22 protein-coding genes are annotated in these 20,787 nt (G+C 48.2%); 5 read left to right on the forward strand and 17 right to left on the reverse strand.

What is annotated here, in order from left to right:
* Positions 1-7: 7 nt before the first annotated feature.
* From cyoE to B2U97_RS08510, 4 genes are read right to left on the reverse strand one after another with little or no spacing between them, the layout of a single operon-like run.
* On the reverse strand, positions 8-904 hold the full coding sequence (gene cyoE, locus B2U97_RS08495) for a heme o synthase (RefSeq protein WP_114982112.1): 897 nt from the start codon (positions 902-904) through the stop codon (positions 8-10).
* A gap of 13 nt (positions 905-917) precedes the next feature.
* Positions 918-1,907 carry a COX15/CtaA family protein gene (locus B2U97_RS08500; protein WP_034818911.1) on the reverse strand — a complete coding sequence of 330 codons (990 nt, stop codon included), beginning with the start codon at positions 1,905-1,907 and terminating at the stop codon, positions 918-920.
* A 9-nt stretch (positions 1,908-1,916) separates the two neighbouring features.
* The gene (locus B2U97_RS08505) at positions 1,917-2,462 is read right to left on the reverse strand and encodes a hypothetical protein (RefSeq protein ID WP_011233517.1); all 546 of its coding nucleotides are present in this window, start codon (positions 2,460-2,462) and stop codon (positions 1,917-1,919) included.
* Entirely contained in the window at positions 2,459-3,214 is a 756-nt protein-coding gene (locus B2U97_RS08510; RefSeq protein WP_110013039.1) for an SURF1 family protein, read from the reverse strand. The genes B2U97_RS08505 and B2U97_RS08510 overlap by 4 nt, the downstream gene beginning before the upstream one ends.
* On the opposite strand from B2U97_RS08510, the gene B2U97_RS08515 reads away from it, so the two are divergent.
* Positions 3,192-3,407, forward strand: a complete 216-nt coding sequence (locus tag B2U97_RS08515; RefSeq protein WP_016341259.1) for a DUF2909 domain-containing protein — start codon at positions 3,192-3,194, stop codon at positions 3,405-3,407. The genes B2U97_RS08510 and B2U97_RS08515 overlap by 23 nt on opposite strands.
* Positions 3,408-3,420: 13 nt before the next feature.
* On the opposite strand, the gene B2U97_RS08520 is transcribed toward B2U97_RS08515, so the two are convergent.
* From B2U97_RS08520 to lexA, 6 genes are all read right to left on the reverse strand, one after another.
* Positions 3,421-4,296, reverse strand: coding sequence for a cytochrome c oxidase subunit 3 (locus B2U97_RS08520; protein ID WP_011233519.1), 876 nt, complete (start codon positions 4,294-4,296; stop codon positions 3,421-3,423).
* 12 nt (positions 4,297-4,308) lie between these two features.
* Positions 4,309-4,878: a cytochrome c oxidase assembly protein gene (locus tag B2U97_RS08525; RefSeq protein WP_011233520.1), complete on the reverse strand. Its 570-nt coding sequence runs from the start codon at positions 4,876-4,878 to the stop codon at positions 4,309-4,311.
* Between the two features lie 6 nt (positions 4,879-4,884).
* A complete protein-coding gene (ctaD, locus tag B2U97_RS08530) occupies positions 4,885-6,471 on the reverse strand; it encodes a cytochrome c oxidase subunit I (RefSeq protein WP_110013040.1) in 1,587 nt (528 codons plus the stop codon).
* A gap of 10 nt (positions 6,472-6,481) precedes the next feature.
* Positions 6,482-7,603 (reverse strand): cytochrome c oxidase subunit II, encoded by a 1,122-nt coding sequence (gene coxB, locus B2U97_RS08535; protein WP_110013073.1) that lies wholly within the window; start codon positions 7,601-7,603, stop codon positions 6,482-6,484.
* A 305-nt stretch (positions 7,604-7,908) separates the two neighbouring features.
* A complete protein-coding gene (locus tag B2U97_RS08540) occupies positions 7,909-8,346 on the reverse strand; it encodes an SOS-response cell division inhibitor (RefSeq protein ID WP_110013041.1) in 438 nt (145 codons plus the stop codon).
* Complete coding sequence (lexA, locus tag B2U97_RS08545; RefSeq protein ID WP_011233524.1) at positions 8,343-8,960, reverse strand: transcriptional repressor LexA; 618 nt, start codon at positions 8,958-8,960, stop codon at positions 8,343-8,345. Before lexA ends, B2U97_RS08540 begins: the two co-directional genes overlap by 4 nt.
* Before the next feature lie 131 nt (positions 8,961-9,091).
* Here lexA and plsB point away from each other — a divergent pair, with 131 nt between their 5' ends.
* The gene (plsB, locus tag B2U97_RS08550) at positions 9,092-11,614 is read left to right on the forward strand and encodes a glycerol-3-phosphate 1-O-acyltransferase PlsB (RefSeq protein ID WP_286824104.1); all 2,523 of its coding nucleotides are present in this window, start codon (positions 9,092-9,094) and stop codon (positions 11,612-11,614) included.
* Here plsB and ubiA read toward each other — a convergent pair.
* Together ubiA and B2U97_RS08560 are read right to left on the reverse strand one after the other, a co-directional pair.
* A complete protein-coding gene (gene ubiA / locus B2U97_RS08555) occupies positions 11,602-12,453 on the reverse strand; it encodes a 4-hydroxybenzoate octaprenyltransferase (protein ID WP_110013044.1) in 852 nt (283 codons plus the stop codon). The genes plsB and ubiA overlap by 13 nt on opposite strands.
* Before the next feature lies 1 nt (position 12,454).
* Positions 12,455-13,036 (reverse strand): chorismate--pyruvate lyase family protein, encoded by a 582-nt coding sequence (locus B2U97_RS08560; protein WP_110013045.1) that lies wholly within the window; start codon positions 13,034-13,036, stop codon positions 12,455-12,457.
* 78 nt (positions 13,037-13,114) lie between these two features.
* On the opposite strand from B2U97_RS08560, the gene B2U97_RS08565 reads away from it, so the two are divergent.
* Entirely contained in the window at positions 13,115-13,513 is a 399-nt protein-coding gene (locus B2U97_RS08565) for a flagellar basal body-associated protein FliL (RefSeq protein ID WP_110013046.1), read from the forward strand.
* On the opposite strand, the gene B2U97_RS08570 is transcribed toward B2U97_RS08565, so the two are convergent.
* Genes B2U97_RS08570 through B2U97_RS08585 form a run of 4 tightly spaced genes read right to left on the reverse strand, consistent with a single transcriptional unit; the run spans position 13,507 to position 16,907 of the window.
* Entirely contained in the window at positions 13,507-14,331 is an 825-nt protein-coding gene (locus B2U97_RS08570; protein WP_110013047.1) for a rhomboid family intramembrane serine protease, read from the reverse strand. The two genes, B2U97_RS08565 and B2U97_RS08570, sit on opposite strands and share 7 nt — an antisense overlap.
* Positions 14,332-14,334: 3 nt before the next feature.
* Positions 14,335-14,673 carry a thiosulfate sulfurtransferase GlpE gene (gene glpE, locus B2U97_RS08575; protein WP_110013048.1) on the reverse strand — a complete coding sequence of 113 codons (339 nt, stop codon included), beginning with the start codon at positions 14,671-14,673 and terminating at the stop codon, positions 14,335-14,337.
* A gap of 7 nt (positions 14,674-14,680) precedes the next feature.
* Positions 14,681-15,706: an L-threonine 3-dehydrogenase gene (gene tdh, locus B2U97_RS08580; protein ID WP_286824102.1), complete on the reverse strand. Its 1,026-nt coding sequence runs from the start codon at positions 15,704-15,706 to the stop codon at positions 14,681-14,683.
* A 10-nt stretch (positions 15,707-15,716) separates the two neighbouring features.
* Positions 15,717-16,907: a glycine C-acetyltransferase gene (locus tag B2U97_RS08585; RefSeq protein WP_114982106.1), complete on the reverse strand. Its 1,191-nt coding sequence runs from the start codon at positions 16,905-16,907 to the stop codon at positions 15,717-15,719.
* Between the two features lie 178 nt (positions 16,908-17,085).
* On the opposite strand from B2U97_RS08585, the gene coaD reads away from it, so the two are divergent.
* Positions 17,086-17,586 carry a pantetheine-phosphate adenylyltransferase gene (gene coaD, locus B2U97_RS08590; RefSeq protein WP_114982105.1) on the forward strand — a complete coding sequence of 167 codons (501 nt, stop codon included), beginning with the start codon at positions 17,086-17,088 and terminating at the stop codon, positions 17,584-17,586.
* Between the two features lie 6 nt (positions 17,587-17,592).
* Here the strand turns inward: coaD and B2U97_RS08595 are convergent, their stop codons facing one another.
* Positions 17,593-18,912 carry a sodium-dependent transporter gene (locus B2U97_RS08595; protein ID WP_114982104.1) on the reverse strand — a complete coding sequence of 440 codons (1,320 nt, stop codon included), beginning with the start codon at positions 18,910-18,912 and terminating at the stop codon, positions 17,593-17,595.
* A gap of 207 nt (positions 18,913-19,119) precedes the next feature.
* Between B2U97_RS08595 and pckA the strand changes: the two genes are divergently transcribed.
* A complete protein-coding gene (gene pckA / locus B2U97_RS08600) occupies positions 19,120-20,721 on the forward strand; it encodes a phosphoenolpyruvate carboxykinase (ATP) (RefSeq protein ID WP_011233535.1) in 1,602 nt (533 codons plus the stop codon).
* Positions 20,722-20,787 lie beyond the last annotated feature (66 nt).

The raw sequence follows: 20,787 nt of genomic DNA on the forward strand, positions 1-20,787 counted from the left end.
ACTCCAGTTATACGTAGTGATCGACCAGTAAAATCACAAACAGCAGCATGAGGTGCCAGATAGAGAAGGCAAACATGTTAAAGGCTGTTTTCTTGCTGGGCGCGTATTTCAACTTCCAGGCATAAGCCAGAAAAATAGCGTTAAGTACACTGACGCCGACCAGATAAATCATGCCTGTCATGCCTATTAAAAACGGCATAAGGCAAACCACGGTCAACAAAACGGTATACAGAAAAATACAGGTTTTGGTGAATTCAATACCGTGGGTTACCGGCAGCATTGGCACCTTGGCACGGGCATAATCTTTAGCGCGGTGTACCGCAAGTGCCCAGAAGTGGGGCGGAGTCCAGGTGAATATGATCATAACCAGCAGCACCGCCGGCGCGTTAATTTCGTTGGTCACCGAGGTCCAGCCCAGTAACGGTGGTGCCGCACCGGCTAAACCACCAATAACAATGTTCTGCGGCGTTGCGCGTTTTAAGAACATGGTATAAACCACAGCGTAACCCACCATACTGGCAAAGGTTAACCAGGCAGTTAATGGATTAACCCAGGCATACAGGGTCACAAAACCAATGACACCTATAGATGCAGCGAACGTGGTGACTTTTGCAGGTGACAAATTTCCCTGAGGCAGCGGACGCCGAAGTGTGCGCGCCATTTTTGCGTCAATATGGCGGTCAACCAGGTGATTAATGGCGGCCGCAGCGGCAGACATGAGCCCAATACCAGTCAGCGCCGGCACTAGCACTTTCAGCGACACCAGTTCTTCAGTGGCCAGACACATACCAACCACGGCGGTGAGTAACAGCAAGGCGACGACACGGGGCTTGGTCAGTTCAAGGTAGTCCCGCCAATGAGCGTTGCGCGTTTTTGTTATATTATTTGTGGCAACGGATTGCATAGTTTCAACTCCTCTACGCTTTTCTGGACAAGTTGTAGTTCAACGCGACCAGCGACAGCAACAATAAAGCCCCTACGGCATTATGTGCCACTGCATTCCAAAGCGGTAATTGAAAGACTACGTTACTAATACCCAGCAGAATTTGCAAAGATAATAACAAGCCAATAACAATTAATGAGCGCCGGAAAAAGTGCGACTTCGCTTTTCGCCAGCATTTAAAGAGTAGAGTACAAATCACTAAAAAAGTAATAATAGCGCCCACTCTGTGCATTACGTGCATAGTCATACGGTCGTTGTAGTCATGAGCACCGTATTGATAGGTGTCAGCCTCGGGTATGCTGAAGGCTCCGGCAAAGTCCAGCTGCGCCGTCCAGTTACCTTCGCAAAAAGGTAGCTCAGTGCAGGCTACGGCGGCATAGTTTGCAGCAACCCAACCACCTAAGGCTATTTGACCAATAACCACCAGTAGCGTAAAAAATGCCAGCCCTCGATAGCGCCTGAGTTCCGGGTCACCACCGGCCAGCCGAAATGACGACAGCCGCAGCGAGAGCAGATATAGCAGCGATATAACCGAAAAGCCGCCCAGCAAATGCCCCATGACTATGAGCGGTTGCAGGTTCATGGTAACTGTCCACATACCCAGAGCCGCCTGAAATATTACTAGCCCGAGAAGCAAAGTGGGCAATTTAACCGGAGTCGGGTAATGACTGTAGCGACGGCTTTTAACCCAGGAAATAATGGCAATGGTCAATATTAATAACCCCAGGGTGCCAGCAAAGTAGCGGTGCACCATTTCGTTCCAGGCTTTGGCGTGCTCCACAGGTGCATCCGGGAACCTAAGTTCCGCCTGCTGAATGTGCTCCTCCTGCGACGGTACCTTCAAAAAACCGTAGCAGCCGGGCCAGTCAGGACAACCCAGGCCTGCTTCAGTGAGCCGGGTAAAGGCGCCAAGAACAATAACGATAAAAGCAAAAAAAACACTAATTTTTACCAGTAAACGCATGTCATTTCCCTACCCAATTCTGGACAATTTAAGCAGTTTACGAAGATCCGCCAACACGTTTTTACCTTCCGTTATCATTTGCTCTTTGTCCTCATGGGTGGGGTAATACAGCATGACGTTATGCATCGGGTCGATAATAAACAAGGTGTTTTCGGGCAGAGCTGAAAGTTGTTCGATCAGTTCAGGCGTTACCAGCTGGGTAATATGCGGGGCACTATGATTAAAGCCAGCCTGAAGGCTTTCGCTTTGGTGCAACACTACAGGGGTTAGCCTATCGGTGTCTTTGCCAATAGCGACATCGATTTGGTTCATAACGTATAAAGCATTTTCGCAGGTGATTGCACAGTTCTGCGGGGCGATATATCCCACTTGCCAACCTTCTGGTAGCTGTTCGGCTTGTTGTTCTAAGGTAATGGTGGGTTGCAATAAAATGCCTTTATTGGTTCCCGCCTCATACCAGTTTTGAGACAAAAAAAGCCACGCGGCCAAAACGGGGACTATAAAAGCAAGGAAAACAATAATCATGGAACGGCGAGAGCGATTCAGGGAGCTCATCGGGTCTCCTCTTTTTTTGGTTGTTTATTCAGTTTTATAACAGCAAATACAAAAATCACCAAGCACGCAATGGCCAGCGAAAACCACTGAACAGCGTAACCCTGATGTTTTTGCGGCGACATTACCTGGGGTTTCCAGTTACGTTGCCAACCCAGGGTGTCTGGTGATTTCAATAAAAAGGTGTAGTCGGTTAATGGAATGTCGAGTTCTTTACTAATGGCGTTAGGCTGAAACTCTTGTACTCGTATTCGGTCATCAGCTAACTCGGTTTCATAAGTATTACTGACAAATTTGTTGTTCGAGGGAAAGTACAGGTAGCCCGTAAGATTCTGTCTACTCTCGGGAACATTTATTTCGGGCAGTTCTTGCCGGGATGCAGGAGCAGGTACCCAGCCCATATTAACAGGAATGTAATTATTGGGTTTGGCGTCAGGGCGAAACAAGGCAATAACCTGATAGCCGACAATGCCATCGGTCATTTTATTATCGAGAAAAAAGACCGGTTGTTTAACAAATTCGCCTTCCATTTTGGCAAAAAGAAAGCGATCAGACTCAGAAGATATTGTTCCTAGCTGAGACAGTGCCGTTGCATCCCCTTTCGATTGTTGCTGTTCGTAATCGGAAAATAGCTTACGTTTTTCTTCTGCGCGCTCTAGTTGCCAAAAACCTAGCTTGACCAACACCGCAATTGCCAGCAGAGTAACTAACGTAGCGATAAGAGGAAAACGTATGTTGGTCTTTTTTAAAATCATTATTGTACTGCTGCTTGGTTATATGGTGGTGAATCTGTTCCGCGCATTATTCAGTATGCTGCGCAACGACCCGAATAAACCACCCATGTCCCATTATCTGGGGAAACGGGTGGGAGTGGCCGCCGTTATCCTTGTGATACTGATAGCGGCGACGGTTAGTGGCTTTTTACCTTTAAACCCGCGCCCCTATTAGACGGGGCGTTTTTTTAGAGTATGTAAACCACGACGAACAGGCATAACCAAACGACATCAACAAAGTGCCAGTACCAGCTGGTCGCCTGAAAAGCGAAGTGGTTATCTGGTGTAAAATGCCCCTTCAAAACCCTCAGGAACATGATGATAAGCATCACGGTTCCTAAGGTTACGTGCATACCGTGGAACCCGGTGAGCATATAAAAGGTGTTGCCATAAACACCGGAATCAAGCGTTAGATTTAAATCTTGGTAGGCATGCACATACTCAGCGCCTTGCAGATAGAGGAAAATGCAACCCAGAATAATGGTAACGCCCAGCATTGCGGTTAGCTGTTTACGTTTATTTTGTTCCAGGCCTGTGTGAGCAAAGTGACAGGTCACTGAACTGGCCAACAAAATAAGCGTGTTGATAGCCGGCAGACCATACCAACCCATAGCCTGGGTTTCAGTGCCGCCTGGTGTTTTTACCAACGGCCATTGCGCAACAAACTCTGGCCACAGAACCTCATTGGTCATAGCATTGTTACTGTCTCCTCCCAGCCACTGAACGGCAATAACGCGAGCGTAGAAAAGGGCACCAAAAAAAGCAGCAAAGAACATGACTTCGGAGAAAATAAACCAGCTCATACCTTGTTTGTAGGAGTCGCCGAGTTGGTTACTGTATTTACCGCTCATGGATTCGTTGATTTGGTCACGAAACCAACCAAAGAGCATGACGGCTATAACGACTAAGCCAATGGTCAATACAGTACTGCCATAACCATCCTGCTCTTTGCTCATATCAATAACAGTGTGTCCAGCGCCCCAGGCAATTAAGCCTAGCCCAACTGCACCAACAATTGGCCAGGGACTGGAAGCAGGAACATAATAACTTTGTTGTTCTGCCATAACGTCGTTTCCTTATTCTGTTTTTAACAGCTGAGCAATTGCTTCAGCCGACGTATTGGCTGTCATATCGTACAGCGTGTATGACAGGGTAAAGGTCGTAATATGATCGGGAATGTCCGGGTCCAGATAAAACTGCATTGGCATTTCTGTTTCAGCGCCAGCGGCCAGCGGTTGCTGGTTAAAGCAAAAGCATTCTACTTTGTTCAGGTAAAGAGAGGCTTCCGCAGGCGCTACAGATGGAATAGCCTGAGCGATCATGTTTGAGGAAGTCGGGTTTCCTGCTAAAAAATTAACTACTTTAACTTCACCCGGATGAATCTTGACTTGCTTGATCGATGGCTCAAACTTCCACGGAATACCTTTGGCATTGCGTGTCAGGAATTGCACCGTGACCGTGCGTGATTCATCCACTTCAACCTGTTGATAAACCGCTGCCTCGTTACTGGTACGACCGTTAAAGCCGGTCACTTCACAAAATACGTCGTAAAGTGGTACCAGCGCGAAGCCGAATGCGAACATTCCAGCGACTGTCAGTAACAGTCGCTTAACCAGAATGCTGTTGTCGGGACGCTGTTCAGACATGATTTATCACTCCACTTTGGGCGGTTTTTCAAAGGTGTGATAAGGCGCTGGTGACGGGACTGTCCACTCGAGTCCTTCTGCGCCTTCCCATGGTTTAGCTGCGGCTTTTTCCCCACCTTTAACGCACTTGATAGCCACCCAAAGGAAGATAAGTTGTGATAACCCAAAGGCAAAACCGCCGATACTTGCTATCTGGTTAATATCAGCAAACTGCGTGGCGTAATCCGGAATACGTCTTGGCATACCGGCAAGTCCTGCAAAGTGCATAGGGAAGAACAGCACGTTTACGGAAATAAGCGATGTCCAGAAGTGAGTTTTCGCCAGCGTACTGTCGTACATATGCCCGGTCCACTTAGGTAGCCAGTAATAAGCCGCTGCCATAATAGAGAAAATGGCACCTGTGACCAAAACATAGTGGAAGTGGGCGACGACGAAGTACGTGTCGTGATACTGGAAGTCAGCGGGAGTTATAGCCAGCATTAAGCCGGAGAAACCACCTATGGTAAACAGGATCACAAACGCCAGCGCAAACAGCATGGGTGTTTCAAAGGTCATGGAGCCGCGCCACATAGTGGCTACCCAGTTAAAGATCTTCACCCCGGTGGGAACCGCAATGAGCATGGTGCAGTACATAAAGAACAGCTCAGCAAACACTGGCATACCGGTGGTGAACATATGGTGAGCCCAGACCAGGAAGGACAGTAAGGCAATGGCCGCCGTGGCATATACCATGGAGGAGTAGCCGAACAATCGTTTGCGGGCAAAGGCCGGGATAATTGCTGAAATGATACCGAAGGACGGTAAAATCATGATGTAAACTTCCGGATGCCCAAAGAACCAGAATATATGCTGGTACATGACTGGGTCACCACCGCCAGCGGCGTCAAAGAAACTCGTGCCGAAGTATTTGTCGGTAAGCAACATGGTTACCGCACCCGCCAATACCGGCATTACGGCAATAAGTAGAAAAGCCGTAATAAACCAGGTCCAGACGAACAATGGCATCTTCATGTAATTCATGCCCGGTGCGCGCATGTTCATAATGGTCACTATCACATTGATAGCGCCCATAATGGATGAAATACCCATAATGTGTACTGAAAATACGAACAATGCCGTTGAATCCGAGCTGTAAGTTGTGGAAAGCGGTGCGTAAGCTGTCCAGCCAAATGCCGGGCCGCCACCTTCCATAAACAAAGAACCCAGCAAAATCATGAAAGCAAAAGGTAAAATCCAGAAGCTCCAGTTATTCATCCGGGGCAGCGCCATATCTGGTGCGCCAATCATCATGGGGATCATCCAGTTAGCCAAGCCCGTAAAAGCAGGCATAACGGCACCAAAAATCATAACCAGACCATGCACTGTGGTCATTTGGTTAAAAAACTGGGGTTCAACAAGTTGCAATCCGGGTTGGAACAGTTCCGCGCGAATGATCATTGCCATAGCGCCGCCCACTAGGAACATGGTGAAGCTAAACCATAAATACATCGAACCAATATCTTTATGGTTCGTTGTAAATAGCCAGCGACCAATACCAGACGGCTTATGATCGTGGTGTGTATCGTGATGTGTCTCTTCCACTACAGTGCTCATCACCGTCTCCTTATTGATTCATGACTTCGTTAATATCGGCGGCCTGAATCAGGTCTCCGGTATCGTTACCCCAGGCATTACGCTCGTAGGTGATAACTGCGGCTAACTCGCGCATGGAAAGCTGACTTCCAAAGGCTTGCATAGCCGTGCCGGTAACGCCGTTAACAACGGTGTCGATGTGTTTGTCTATGGCTTCAGGATCTACCGCAACGCCTGAACCAGCAAGTGCCGGGAACACGCCGTTTACGCCTTGACCGTTAGCCTGGTGACAAGCTGCACAAGTACTGTTGTATACTTTCTCACCGAGGTCCATGAGTTCGTCTTCTGACATTTCCATAGCAAGCAACTCTTGTTCACGTTCGCGTGCTTTACGTTGCTCTTCTTCTTTCTCGGTAATCCATTTTTCGTACTCGGCGGGCTCCTTCGCTATAACAACGATGGGCATGAAGCCATGGTCTTTGCCACACAACTCGGCACATTGACCACGATAAATTCCGGGCTCATCTACCCTAGTCCAGGTTTCATTAATAAAACCGGGGTTCGCGTCTTTTTTAATGGCGAAGTCAGGAACCCACCAGCTGTGAATAACATCATCTGAGGTAACCAGAAAACGCACTTTCTTATTGGTTGGAATAACTAACGGACGGTCCACTTCCAGCAGGTAGTTTTCGCCTTTCTCAAACTGATTATCAATTTGTTCTTGCTGAGTGGCTAAACGGCTGAAGTATTCGACCTCATTTTCAAAGTATTTGTAGTGCCATTTCCATTGCGATCCGGTGACTTGCACCGTTACATCTGCATCTGAAGTGTCTTCCATGGCAATTAGTGTCGTGGTCGCCGGCACTGCCATACCTGCAAGTATCAGCAGCGGCACTATAGTCCAGGCTATTTCTACTTTGACGTTTTCATGGAAATTGGAGGGGGTTGGGTTCTTCGACTTCCGGTGTCGGATCATCGAAATAAACATGAGACCAAATACAATCACGCCAATCACACAGCAGATGTAGAAGATCGTCATGTGGAGATCGTAAACCCGGTTACTCACTTCAGTGACACCTTGGGTCATATTGAGACGCGACTGAGCAGCAGCCGGTAGACTCGTTAGCGCCAATAGTGCCCACAAAGGCTTCATTTTCACGTGGCTTCTCCTCTTATTCTTCAATGAGACAGCAAAGCAAGTTTTGCTAGCCTGAATTAGAAGAACAAAGAGGTAAGCAGAAAAAGGTACAGCTTCTCCCCAGAAATCGCTTTCTCTACTGACTCTTTGTTGTAGTTATCGTTGTTATATTATTTTTATATTCGGGTACTGCATTTATTAACGAATTTACAACGAAAGATCCAGATCAAATCACACGAACGAACAAAAAATAAGCGGATCTGTTAAAAAAAGGCTGCAAAAGCAGCCTTGGGGAAGAAAACACACTAACAAAGGTGGGGTTAGTGCAGGTGGGATGTCAGTGTGTTTTTATCAAACAGAAAATACTGTGTTTCGCTTAATTTACTGGCCATTTTCGCACGCTGCCAGGTGCGACTGGAAACAGAATCAAGATAACCGATAACCATACTGCTGGTACCAGCGAGTAGAGCTTGCTCCAGCGCCCATTCACAGCGCTCAACTGAGTGGCTGCGTAACCAGCGAATTTGAGACTCAGCAACGCCACAAGCGATAAGCTGTTGAATGACGTTTTTGTCGCCGCCAATAACCGTTATCCACTGGCTGGGTTTTTGCTGTAAAGCCCGCTGTATAACTGGAGAAAGGGTATCAACATCAAATGAATCCGGATTACTTTTCGCATCCATAGGGAAGGGTGATACTGACGTTTCAGCAGTCCACAGACCCGGATGATGTAGTTTTTGCTGATATTGAGTTTTCATAAGGTCGCTCCGTTTCTGATCACACCCACCGCAAGCCCTTCAATGGCAAAAACTTGCTCGGCAAGGTTGACAGTAATGGTAGAGAAATCTTCATTTTCAGGATGAAGCAAAATAGTTTTTCCGCGCTGTTCAAAACGCTTTACAGTGACTTCGTCTTCAACTCGTGCAACGACTATTTGTCCGTTACGTGCTTGTTCGGTTTTATGTACAGCCAGTAAGTCACCGTCTAAAATGCCAATGTCTCTCATGCTCATACCGTTTACTTTTAGTAAGAAACTAGCGGCAGGATGAAACAGTGACTCGTCAATTTTGTAATGGCCTTCAACGTGTTGTTCAGCCAATAAAGGTTCACCGGCTGCAACCTGACCGATTAACGGTAGGCCATCGGCGATATCGTAGTCATCGCCGACGAGGCGAATACCACGCGACATGCCGGGGAGTATTTCGATCACGCCTTTACGAGCCAGAGCTTTCAGGTGCTCCTCTGCAGAGTTGGCAGAGCGAAAACCCAGCTTATGGGCAATTTCGGCACGGGTCGGCGGCATACCGGTTGCGTGCAGATTATCCTTAATAAGCTCAAGAATTTCAGATTGTCTTGGTGTTAACGGGCGCATAATGTACCTGTTTATTTGTACAGTGATACTGTGAGTATATACAGGTAAATTGATTTCGCAAGTAATTTCTTGAACGACATTTTTACACGAAGTTGGTATCCTGTATTTCTGTTTAAAACAGAGGTCTCTATATGAAAGGAATAAGCCGCTTTTTCCCAATTTTTAAATACCCGTTACGCTGGTTAACGCGCTTTCAGGAAATTTGGGATGGCACTGAAGAAGAGCATTCAGCAACTGTTGGTAAGCCAATTGTTTATGTAATGCGTTCAACCTCTAAAGCGGATCTATCCATTTTACAACGGGCGGCGCACAAGCGTGGCTTGCCAGACCCTGTCGACCCTCTTGTGGTTAATGGTAAAACCTATAACCGAATCATGTATCTGGAAGAATTGGCGAATGAGGTCTCGGATCAAACGGTATCCGAATTTCACCAGTTATTAACCCTGCATAAAGACCAGCCGGAGCTGGATGTGCAACTGATACCTGCGGGCGTATTCTGGGGCCGCCAGGCCGGAGAAGAGGCGCATGCCGGTAACACCATGACCGGTGACTTAGATAACCCGGGCCATTGGCGTAAATTCTGGCTGGTAATTTTTTCTGGTCGACAAGTGTTGCTGCGTTTCTCTCGTTCGGTGAGTCTGGGCACTATGGCGCGTGACCACGGCACTGATATGCGTATTGCGCACAAATTAGCGCGGGTAGCGCGTGTTCATTTCGTACGTATGCGCCATGCCGTTGCCGGCCCTAAACTGAGTCAGCGCAAAGAGCTGATGTCAGCACTCATTAATACGCCGGCGTTAAAAAAGGCCGTATCGGATGAAGTCAGAGGCAAAAAGATTAGTGAAGAAGCCGCCCGCAAGCGCGCTTTATCTTATATCGATGAAATAGCCGCTAACTATAATTCAACACTTATCCGGGTGTTAGATCGTTTTATGACCTGGATGTGGAACCGGATTTATAACGGCATTCATGTAAAAGGCGGGGATACAATTAGACGACTGGCGCAACAAGGGCACGAAGTTATCTATGTGCCTTGTCACCGCAGCCATATGGACTACTTGCTGCTCAGCTACGTTATTTATAAAGAAGGCCTTGTACCGCCGCATATCGCGGCTGGCGTGAATCTTAACTTTTTCCCGGTTGGCGGTATTTTCCGCCGTGGTGGTGCGTTCTTTATTCGCCGCAGTTTTCGTGGCAATAAACTGTATTCAGCGGTTTTTCGTGAATATTTGTGCTGGTTGTTCCAAAAAGGCTACCCGGTGGAATACTTCAGTGAAGGCGGCCGCTCCAGAACCGGCCGCTTATTGCCGCCTAAAACCGGTATGCTGGCAATGACCGTGCAGGGCATGTTGCGTGACCAGCAACGGCCAGTGTCACTGGTACCTGTTTACCTTGGTTACGAGCATATTATGGAAGTAGCGACTTACCTGAAAGAGCTTAAAGGTAAGGACAAAGAAAAAGAGTCGGTTTTTCAAATTCTGAAAACCGTTGCCAAGCTGCGCAACTTTGGTCAGGGTTTTGTGACTTTCGGTCAGCCTATTAATTTAAAACACCATTTGGACAAAGTGGCGCCGAACTGGCATGAGTCGGTCACCCGTGGGGCACAGGAACCGGAACGTCCAGGCTGGTTGAACCCGGTGGTGAGTGGCTTAGCCGAGCAAGTTATGCAGGGCATTAACGATTCAGCGGCGGCTAACAGCGTTAACCTTACCGCATTAGCTTTGCTAAGTTCAGAGCACCATGCGTTGATGAAAGAAGAACTGCTTGCTCAGCTGGACGTTTATTTGGGTGTGCTGCGCGAAGTACCTTACAGCAATATGATGAGCGTGCCGGACGAGACACCGGAAGAGCTTTGGCAGCAAGCTTTGCGTACTGACAAATTTACGGTCAATAGCGATACTATGGGTGAAGTCGTCTCGCTGGAGCACATGACAGCCATAGCCATGACTTACTATCGGAATAATATTCTTCACTTGATGGTGGTTCCCGGCATTGTTGCGTCAATTATCATGGCGAAGAAAAAAGTGAGCGTGGCTGAAATTGCGGCGCGGACACAGGCAATTTATCCGTCGTTAAAAGCTGAACTTTATTTGAGTCATAATGTTGAAGACCTACCGCTCTGGACAGAGGCTCTTGCCGAAGAGTTGGCACGCCAGCAGTTAATTACATTGGAAGATGGCATTTGCACCATTGCGCAACGGGAAAGTGCGCAGTGGTATCGGTTGCGGTTATTGGCCAACAGTGCCAGTGAAACCTTGCAGCGTTATTGTATTGTACTTGAGTTGCTGCAACAGGCGCAGCCCATCATGCGCGCGGATCTCGAAAAGCAGTCTATTACCCTGGCCGAACGTTTAAGTTCCATTCACGGCATCGATGCGCCGGAATTTTACGATAAGAAAGTCATGTCGACGCTCATTGCCAGTTTAAAACAGCAAGGTCTGGTAGAAATTAATGACGACGGCCAGCAAATTGCTGCCGAGCCGGTGGGCGAGCTCAGCGATCAGGTCGATGAGCTCATTGACGGTCCTGTGCTACAAACCATTCGTCAGTCGGTTGAGCAGTTCGTTCAGCAGTTGAAAGAGCAGGCCGAACATGAACAAAAAGAAGCACCCAAAGAAGAGCAAAAGCCGACTGAGAGTAATCAGAACCAGTAATGCACGGCTAAGCCAATAGCGAATACCATGCCAATATAATGGTTATGCAGAAAAGCCTGGAAGCACTTTCCGGGCTCTCTGTGTCGTATTAGCCAGTGCTGGTAAGCAAACAACAGAAAAATAGCCGCTAATGCTAGCCACACCCAAAGTTCAACGGTAATTAAGTGCAATACCCAGCCCAATAAGGCCAGAGTCGCGAGTTGCATCAAGCCAATAGCCAGACGGTCGAAGCGACCAAACAAAATTGCCGTGCTCTGCAGGCCTATTTTTAAGTCGTCTTCGCGGTCTGCCATGGCATATTCGGTATCGTAGGCGACCGTCCAGAGAATATTGGCAAGAAATAGTAAGCCAGCAATAAACCATTGGTCAGATTCCAGTGCGGTAAAGGCCATGAGAATGCCGAAGCTAAAGGCGATGCCCAGCACTATTTGTGGCAAATGCGTCCAGCGTTTACAAAACGGGTAAAGTGCCGCTACGCCGGCGGCGAAAAAGCTGAGCATGACCGTTTCAGTGTTCAGTTGCATAACCAACCCGAAGGCAATGGCTAACAGGGCGATGAAACCTATCATCGCTTCAGTTGCCGATATTCTTCCCGCCGGAATAGGACGCTGGCGCGTGCGGCGTACGTGACCGTCATAATTACGGTCGGCAAAGTCGTTAATAACACAACCGGCAGAGCGCATGACAAAAGTACCGAGCAAAAATATGACGACGATACGCAGGGGCGGCTCGCCAGCTCCGGCTATCATGAGTGCCCAGATGGTCGGCCAGGCAAGTAAATAGGTACCAATGGGTCTGTCCGCACGCATTAACTGCCAAAAAGCGACTAACTTTTGCATACTAACTCCTGTTATTCGGCGAAGAGTAAAGTGGCGAGGGCTGCAGAAATACTTCACTGACTAACAGTTGCTCACCGCCCGTTGAAAATATTCGGCGTCTGCCGAGCAGCCTCTGGTTTATCCCAAACCACTGCTGATTAAGCTGAGCAACCGGGTGTTCCAGAGCAACTTCTGCCACTTCTATGTCTCCGCAGTATAAATCGCTACGGGCAAATAGAGACTCACCCAATGACTGATTCCCCAGTTGTTGTAAATTCAGTGTATTGGCGTTTTCGGCGCTGGGTGAAAATAGACTGCGCGCAAAAACCCAAGGCTTTTCATTACAGTATAGTAGAACTTCCCGAATAACGACTTGGTCCTTACCTTTTAACCTTTGCTTTTCTTCAGTGTTAGGGGCAAGCAATTGCTGGCCCAGTAACTTAACGGAGAACTGCTGGCCTACCTGCTTCAGACGTTCTGTAAGCGAACCTTCGTAAAGCAGCCAGTCGGCTTGTGTGGAGGTTAATTCAAGTTGTTCGGGCGGCATCCATTGCAGTGCTTTGCTAACTGGAAAAACCGGGGTAGCATAAAACTCTGTTGTCATTTGTGTTGGCGTTATTAAGCTCTGTCGCTATGATAGCAGATAGAACTTAATTGAACAGCAATCGGGCCGGGTAGGGCTATGAAACTTCTGATAACAGTATTTGCCAGTATTTTTCTTTGGTTCAGCAGTGTAACGGTGGCGTCGGCAGACGACGTTTCGTACTACGGCTTTGAGCCTGATATCACCACCAATTACCTGAAAGAGGGAAACGATTACCGGTTGGGTTTCATTCGGGTTGCTATTGAAGTGATGGTGCCGGACCCCAGTTACGTTAGTGTGGTAGAACACCACGCGCCTTTATTGCGTAATGCCTTTGTGTCAATTTTAAGTACCGCGACCGAACGTCAGGTGCGAACCATGACGGGACGCGATCAACTTCGTTTAAAATGTATAGAAAGAGCAAAAGAACTGATGCAGCAGGAAACCGGTAATCCAGTTATCCGCGATGTTCTTTTTACCAAGTACATTTATCAGTGAAGCGGCCGCATTTTAGGGTTTAACCAACGCACTACAAAACCTGCAAAACAGCCGGAAAGCAGCCCGGCCAGATGAGCCTCGTTAGCAACATTTATCCATAGCATGTCGGTGTAGCCAATTACTAACCACAGCAGCATGAAGATAATCAGCCCCGGTGGCAGATACAGCGGCGTTGGGCGATTGAAGCTGTATATCCAGCAGAAACCAAGCAAGCCATAGACCACACCGGACAGCCCACCAAAGTTAGGGCCATTGAAAAGGTACTGAATAACGTTTGCAGTAATACCGCAGAATAACAGCAGAGCCAGTAACCAGGATATACCCAGAGAACGTTCAATACGACCGCCCAGATACCACCACCAGAAAATATTAAATACCAGATGAAGCAGCGTAAAGTGCATCAGTACGGGCGTAATAAAGCGCCAGGGCTGATCGTAGGGAAGCGCCGAAAAATATTGGCTGATCCTCAGTGTCTCCAGTACGGTTTCGGGGTACATTTGCACCATCCCAAACACCAGCAACGCCAGAACCGCGACAATTCGGGTCAGCCAACCGCTTTGCTGCAGCAAACTAAAAGACAGTGATGATGAACCTCGTTCCGAAGTTCGCTTTGCTTGAACGGGCGCAGCGGCTAGCTCTGGGTTATCTTTAAACTGTTGAATCAGTGTTTTAGCGGCAGCTTCATAACTGCTCTGATGTAACCATAATTCCAATTGCTCACCGCGTTCAGTAACGCTGACTGGCATGCCTTGCTGACGTAAATACTGATACAGCTTGTGCATCCAGTCTGAGTCGCGGCTGCTGAGCAATCGTCGCATGGTTTAGTCCCTTTCGGTTTCTTTATGAGAAGTATGTTCAGGAAAAGACATGGACCAGGCCGTATAGCCGCCGTCCATGCTGTGCACATCAGTAAAACCGTTGCCAGCTATGTAATCAGCTGCCCCCTGACTGCTAATGCCATGGTAGCAAACCACAATCACTTTTTGGTTTTTATCAACCGAACTCAGAAACTGCGGCAGGTTGCTGTTATCCAGATGCTGAGAGCCCGGAATGTGGCCCGCAGCAAAGGACTGCGGGTCGCGGATATCAACAAAAACCGCATCGCCATTTTGCCAATGCTCAACGGCGATGGGTAATTCCATTAGCTGATAATTGCTCATCTACGCATTAATCCCAATTTAGTATGACTTTGCCGGACTGGCCTGAAATCATGGTTTCAAAGCCTTTCTCAAAGTCATCAATAGGCATTTCGTGCGTTAAAATAGGCGAAATATCCAGCCCCGACTGCAGCAAGCTGGCCATTTTGTACCAGGTTTCAAACATCTCGCGGCCATAAATGCCTTTAATAACCAAACCTTTAAAAATAACCTGGTTCCAGTCTATAGCGATGTTTTCTGGTGGAATGCCCAGCATGGCAATTTTGCCACCATGGTTCATGGTTTCCAGCATTTGTGAAAACGCAGACGGAACACCGGACATTTCCAGACCCACATCAAAGCCTTCTTTCATGCCCAGCTCGTTCATAACGTCAGAGAGCTTTTCTTTGCTAACGTCCACTGCCCGGGTAACGCCCATTTTACGAGCTAAGTCCAGGCGGTATTCGTTGACGTCGGTAATAACCACGTGGCGTGCGCCAACGTGACGGGCAACGGCTGCTGCCATAATACCAATAGGACCCGCACCGGTAATCAGCACGTCTTCACCCACCAGGTCAAAAGCCAGGGCGGTGTGAACAGCATTCCCAAATGGGTCAAATACAGCTGCCATTTCATCAGTAACGTCATCTGGCAGTTTAAAAGCGTTTTCAGCTGGTAGTGCCAGGTATTCTGCAAAAGCCCCCGGACGATTAACACCCACACCATAGGTATTGCGGCATAAGTGGCGACGGCCAGCACGGCAGTTACGACAGTGACCACAGGTAATGTGGCCTTCGCCGGAGACACGGTCGCCAATTTCAAAGCCACGAACACCGTCGCCCATAGCGGCAACTTCACCCACGTACTCGTGGCCGACCACCATAGGCACCGGAATGGTTTTCTGCGACCAGTCGTCCCATTTATAAATGTGAACATCGGTGCCGCAAATGGCGGTTTTCTTAATTTTAATCAGCAAATCGTTGTAACCGCATTCCGGCTTTTCAACGTCCGTCATCCAAATGCCGGGTTTTGCGTGCAGTTTTGATAAAGCTTTCATTCTTTACTCCTTAAATCACACCCAGCTCTTTACCAATGCGGGTAAAGGCTTCAATGGTGCGATCCAGTTGTTCACGTGTGTGTGCCGCAGACATCTGCGTGCGGATACGAGCTTTGCCTTTAGGAACGACAGGGAAGGAAAAGCCGATCACATAAATATCTTCTTCCAACAGGCGATCTGACATTTCAGAGGCCAGTTTGGCGTCGCCGACCATAACAGGAATAATGGCGTGGTCTGCGCCGCTCAAAGTAAAGCCTGCGTTCGTCATTTGCTCACGGAAGTAGCTGGCGTTTTCCCACAGTTGGCTGCGCAACTTGCCGCCTTCGGCCAGCATATCCAGTACACGAATAGACGCCTGAACAATGGCAGGTGCTACTGAGTTAGAGAACAGGTAAGGGCGTGAACGCTGGCGTAACCAGTCAATGACTTCTTTCTTACCTGAAGTGTAACCACCAGAAGCACCACCCAGCGCTTTCCCTAAGGTACCGGTGATAATATCAACACGGCCAATAACGTCGCAGTATTCATGCGTACCTTTACCGTTTTCGCCTAAGAAACCAGTAGCGTGGCAGTCATCCATCATGACCAGCGCGCCATATTTGTCGGCCAGGTCGCAAATACCTTTTAAGTTGGCAATAACGCCGTCCATTGAGAACACACCGTCGGTTGCTATTAATTTGTGGCGTGCGCCGTCTGCGTCAGCTTGCTTCAGCTGTGCTTCTAAGTCTTCCAGATTGTTGTTTTTGTAGCGGAAGCGTTTCGCTTTACTCAAGCGAATACCGTCAATAATGCTGGCGTGGTTGAGCTCGTCACTAATAATAGCGTCTTCGGGGCCCATTAGAGTTTCGAACAAACCGCCGTTGGCGTCAAAGCATGATGAATACAAAATGGTGTCTTCAGTACCTAAAAACTCGCTAAGTTTTTGTTCCAGTGTTTTATGAATGTCCTGAGTACCACAAATAAAACGCACCGAAGCCGTACCAAAACCGTGTTCGTCCAGGCCTTGTTTGGCGGCTTTAATTAAGTCCGGGTGGTTGGCCAGACCCAGATAGTTGTTTGCGCAGAAGTTGAGTACCTTGCGGTTATTCACCGTAATTTCAGAGCTTTGATCCGAACTGATAATACGTTCTTTCTTGTACAGGCCTTCGGCTTTGGTTTCGGCCAGTTGGTCGGCCAGTTGCTGATAAAAGGCTGAGCTCATTTTTTACTCCACTATTTGAAAACGTAAGTTACCCTCTAGTTTACTGATGTTAGTCGCAACTCGCATCCTTAATTTAAATATCGGGCTTTTGTTTAGTGTGCACTTGCGTGTACTCTTTTAGGCCAAATGAAAAGCGTGCAAATAAAGTGCTTGCACAAATAACGGTTTAGGAGACTCTATGCACCGTCGAGCAATTTATCCGGGAACCTTTGATCCTATTACAAATGGCCACGCCGACTTAATTGAACGAGCCGCCAACTTGTTCAGTGAAATTGTTGTGGGTATTGCAGAAAGCCCCAGTAAAAAGCCGCTGTTCAGTCTGGAAGAGCGGGTTTTGCTGGCGCAGCAAGTGACTGAAAACCTGGATAATGTCACTGTGGTTGGCTTTTCCGGACTGTTGGTGAACTTTGCCAAAGAGTACGAAGCAACAGTGCTTATTCGCGGATTACGCGCGGTGTCTGATTTTGAATACGAATTTCAGCTAGCCAATATGAACCGACGTCTGGCGCCGAATCTGGAAAGCGTGTTTCTGACGCCAGCAGAGGAAAATTCGTTTATTTCTTCTTCTTTAGTAAAAGAGGTGGCGCTGCATGGCGGCGACGTTTCCGGTTTTACTGACGCCCGGGTGGCGTCAGCACTGAAGCAGAAGTTTTCCGGTAAGCGTCCGGGTAAAAGTTAACCCGGCTTAGCTAAAGGCTACGTGATAAAACACGATGCTCATTAGTACCGGACATAAATAGCGGATATGCCAGCGTAACAAGGTTAAGCCGACACTGCCCGCAGCAATAGCTTTCAGGTGATTGCTGCGGTGCCATAACCAGCCCACCACCAGCAAATAGAATAAGCCTGACAGCGGCAGCTGGAACTGTGTTACCGCAGTAACAACCCAGCCAAACAGCGGTTCAAAGAACAGTATTAGCAGCAGCGAAAACACCGCAATAACGCTCAGTGACAGGGCGGTTGCTACTGGCCGTTTCAGTTTGCGCTCTTCTATGCAGTAAGACACCGGTACTTCGGCCTGAGCAATGGTCGAGGTTAGAGCGGCAATACTCAGCAACATGAAAAATGCAAAAGCCACAAAAGGTCCGGCAATGCCCATACTATTAAATAGCTCGGGCAGTACCGCAAAAATGAGCTGGCCTTCGCCAATGAGTTTAGAGCCGTCGCCGACATTAACTCCCAGATGAATACCTGCGTACAGAGCCGGAATAATTAACAGCCCCGCCAGGAACGCTATAAAAGTATCCAGCGCGGCCACTGATAAGCTTAAACGACCTAAGTTAGCACCCGGTTTCAGGTAGGAGCCGTATATCATCATGCCGCCCAGACCAATAGAGAGCGAGAAGAACGCCTGGCCCATAGCGGCCACTAAAATGCTGGTGTCAGTCATTAGGCTGAAGTCGGGGACAAGGTATTTCTTCAGACCTTCGTCGGCGCCGGGTAAGGTCAGCATGTAGGCAATTAGCGCCACCAGTAAAACGACTAAGGTAGGCATCAGACGCTTAGACCAGCGCTCTATCCCCTTTTCCACACCTTGAAAAACCACGTAAGCGGTGGCGAGTAAAAATACAGCGGTGAAAATTAAGTCGCGGGTTAGTGAGCTGTTCAGCAAAAATTCGGCAGCAGGTTCAACACCAAAGCCACGAGCCAGAAAGCCTAAAGCATGAACTAGCATCCAGCCGGCCACCACATGATAAAAGCTGAGCATTAAGCAGGAGCCCAGCACATTAAGGTAACCCATTAAGCGGCCAATAGGGCGGGCGCGTCCTTCGGATAGCTGCGTTAAGGAGCGAACCGGGTTCGCCTGCGCACTATGGCCTATCAGCATTTCGCTGTACAAAGCGGGTATGGCAAGTATAAAGATTACGCAAAGATACACCAGCAGGAAGGCGCCGCCGCCGTGGTTCGCAACCTGAGTCGGGAAGCCCCAAATATTCCCCAGGCCAACGGCAGAGCCCGCGGCTGCTAATATAAAGCCAATTCGGCTGTGAAAGGAATCACGCATAAATGATCAGAAACCCACTGCTGCATACAAAAGTCAGGCGGGCATTCTAACGAACTGGCAAAATTTTGCCCTATCTTTTTTTACACAATCAGGTTAATATTCGCGCCCTGAAAATTAGCCAGTAACCAAACTGTAAAACAGGATTTTTTACGCTGTGTTGCTGCTGTTAACGTTAACGAACGACCGTAATCTCAGGAGCCTTACGTCATGCCTAATCTGGATCTGAGCCGCTACGGCATCACAGATGTCGAAGAAATTGTCCATAATCCGTCCTACGACCTGCTATTCGAAGAGGAAACTCGCGACGACCTGCAAGGTTATGAAAAAGGAACGGTAACGGACCTGGGTGCGGTTGCTGTCGATACCGGAATTTTCACCGGACGTTCCCCTAAAGACAAATACATTGTCCGCGATGACACAACTCGCGATACCGTCTGGTGGGCTGACCAAGGCAAAAACGACAACAAACCACTATCGACCGAAACCTGGAATGAACTGAAAGGTTTGGTCACTGAGCAGTTGTCGCACAAACGTTTGTTTGTGGTTGATACCTATTGCGGTGCTAACGAAGACACTCGTCTTGCAGTTCGCTTCATTACCGAAGTGGCATGGCAGGCGCACTTCGTGAAAAACATGTTCATTCGCCCAAGCGAAGAAGAGCTGGAAAACTTTGAGCCAGACTTCGTTGTCATGAACGGTGCTAAGTGCATTAATCCGAAGTGGCAGGAACAGGAACTGAATTCAGAAAACTTTGTGGCGTTTAACTTAACTGAAAAAATTCAGTTAATTGGCGGCACCTGGTACGGCGGCGAAATGAAAAAAGGTATGTTCTCAATGATGAACTACTTCCTGCCGCTAAAAGGCATTGCTTCTATGCATTGCTCTGCCAACGTTGGTCAAGAAGGCGACGTGGCTGTTTTCTTCGGCTTGTCAGGCACGGGTAAAACCACCCTGTCGACTGACCCGAAACGCGCACTCATTGGTGACGATGAACACGGTTGGGATGACGACGGCGTATTCAACTTTGAAGGTGGCTGCTACGCAAAAACCATCAACTTGTCGAAAGAAGCGGAACCGGACATTTACAACGCGATTCGTCGTGACGCTTTATTAGAAAACGTTGCTGTTGATGACAACGGTGTTGTCGACTTTGATGACAACTCGAAAACCGAGAACACTCGCGTGTCTTACCCTATTTACCACATTGACAACATTGTTAAGCCGGTGTCTAAAGCGGGTCACGCGAAGAAAGTTATTTTCCTGACAGCCGATGCCTTTGGCGTATTGCCTCCGGTTTCTAAGCTGACTAAAGAGCAAGCGCAGTATCATTTCTTGTCCGGTTTTACTGCTAAATTAGCCGGTACTGAGCGTGGTGTAACCGAACCTACACCTACTTTCTCCAGCTGTTTTGGCGCGGCGTTCTTAAGCCTTCACCCAACGCAGTACGCGGAAGTATTAGTGAAGCGTATGGAAGCGGCTGGCGCAGAAGCCTACCTGGTTAACACTGGCTGGAACGGTACCGGCAAGCGCATTTCTATTAAAGCGACTCGCGCTATTATTGACGCCATTTTAGATGGTTCAATTGAAGATGCTGAATTTGTGCAGTTGCCTCACTTTAACCTGGCTATGCCAACTGAGCTGGCCGGCGTTGAAGACAGTAGCATTCTGGACCCACGTAAAACATACGAAGATGACGGTGAGTGGGACGTTCGCGCCAAAGACTTAGCCGAACGTTTTGTCGCAAACTTTGAGAAATTTACTGATACCGATAACGGTAAAGCGCTGGTTGCCGCAGGCCCTCAGCTGTAAATTCATAGTTTGAAACAAATTAAAGGGCTCGTAACACTTGTTACGGGCCCTTTGTCTTTCTAAGAT

It is taken from the genome of Idiomarina sp. UBA3176, from assembly GCF_002364295.1.
Lineage (GTDB): Bacteria > Pseudomonadota > Gammaproteobacteria > Enterobacterales > Alteromonadaceae > Idiomarina > Idiomarina loihiensis.

Excerpts from the sequence above, each read along its gene's own strand:
- cyoE (WP_114982112.1), bottom strand. The coding sequence starts at position 904 with ATGCAATCCGTTGCCACAAATAATATAACAAAAACGCGCAACGCTCAT.
- B2U97_RS08500 (WP_034818911.1), bottom strand. The coding sequence starts at position 1,907 with ATGCGTTTACTGGTAAAAATTAGTGTTTTTTTTGCTTTTATCGTTATT.
- B2U97_RS08505 (WP_011233517.1), bottom strand. The coding sequence starts at position 2,462 with ATGAGCTCCCTGAATCGCTCTCGCCGTTCCATGATTATTGTTTTCCTT.
- B2U97_RS08515 (WP_016341259.1), top strand. The coding sequence starts at position 3,192 with ATGTTGGTCTTTTTTAAAATCATTATTGTACTGCTGCTTGGTTATATG.
- B2U97_RS08510 (WP_110013039.1), bottom strand. The coding sequence starts at position 3,214 with ATGATTTTAAAAAAGACCAACATACGTTTTCCTCTTATCGCTACGTTA.
- B2U97_RS08520 (WP_011233519.1), bottom strand. The coding sequence starts at position 4,296 with ATGGCAGAACAACAAAGTTATTATGTTCCTGCTTCCAGTCCCTGGCCA.
- B2U97_RS08525 (WP_011233520.1), bottom strand. The coding sequence starts at position 4,878 with ATGTCTGAACAGCGTCCCGACAACAGCATTCTGGTTAAGCGACTGTTA.
- ctaD (WP_110013040.1), bottom strand. The coding sequence starts at position 6,471 with ATGAGCACTGTAGTGGAAGAGACACATCACGATACACACCACGATCAT.
- coxB (WP_110013073.1), bottom strand. The coding sequence starts at position 7,603 with ATGAAGCCTTTGTGGGCACTATTGGCGCTAACGAGTCTACCGGCTGCT.
- B2U97_RS08540 (WP_110013041.1), bottom strand. The coding sequence starts at position 8,346 with ATGAAAACTCAATATCAGCAAAAACTACATCATCCGGGTCTGTGGACT.
- lexA (WP_011233524.1), bottom strand. The coding sequence starts at position 8,960 with ATGCGCCCGTTAACACCAAGACAATCTGAAATTCTTGAGCTTATTAAG.
- plsB (WP_286824104.1), top strand. The coding sequence starts at position 9,092 with ATGAAAGGAATAAGCCGCTTTTTCCCAATTTTTAAATACCCGTTACGC.
- ubiA (WP_110013044.1), bottom strand. The coding sequence starts at position 12,453 with ATGCAAAAGTTAGTCGCTTTTTGGCAGTTAATGCGTGCGGACAGACCC.
- B2U97_RS08560 (WP_110013045.1), bottom strand. The coding sequence starts at position 13,036 with ATGACAACAGAGTTTTATGCTACCCCGGTTTTTCCAGTTAGCAAAGCA.
- B2U97_RS08565 (WP_110013046.1), top strand. The coding sequence starts at position 13,115 with ATGAAACTTCTGATAACAGTATTTGCCAGTATTTTTCTTTGGTTCAGC.
- B2U97_RS08570 (WP_110013047.1), bottom strand. The coding sequence starts at position 14,331 with ATGCGACGATTGCTCAGCAGCCGCGACTCAGACTGGATGCACAAGCTG.
- glpE (WP_110013048.1), bottom strand. The coding sequence starts at position 14,673 with ATGAGCAATTATCAGCTAATGGAATTACCCATCGCCGTTGAGCATTGG.
- tdh (WP_286824102.1), bottom strand. The coding sequence starts at position 15,706 with ATGAAAGCTTTATCAAAACTGCACGCAAAACCCGGCATTTGGATGACG.
- B2U97_RS08585 (WP_114982106.1), bottom strand. The coding sequence starts at position 16,907 with ATGAGCTCAGCCTTTTATCAGCAACTGGCCGACCAACTGGCCGAAACC.
- coaD (WP_114982105.1), top strand. The coding sequence starts at position 17,086 with ATGCACCGTCGAGCAATTTATCCGGGAACCTTTGATCCTATTACAAAT.
- B2U97_RS08595 (WP_114982104.1), bottom strand. The coding sequence starts at position 18,912 with ATGCGTGATTCCTTTCACAGCCGAATTGGCTTTATATTAGCAGCCGCG.
- pckA (WP_011233535.1), top strand. The coding sequence starts at position 19,120 with ATGCCTAATCTGGATCTGAGCCGCTACGGCATCACAGATGTCGAAGAA.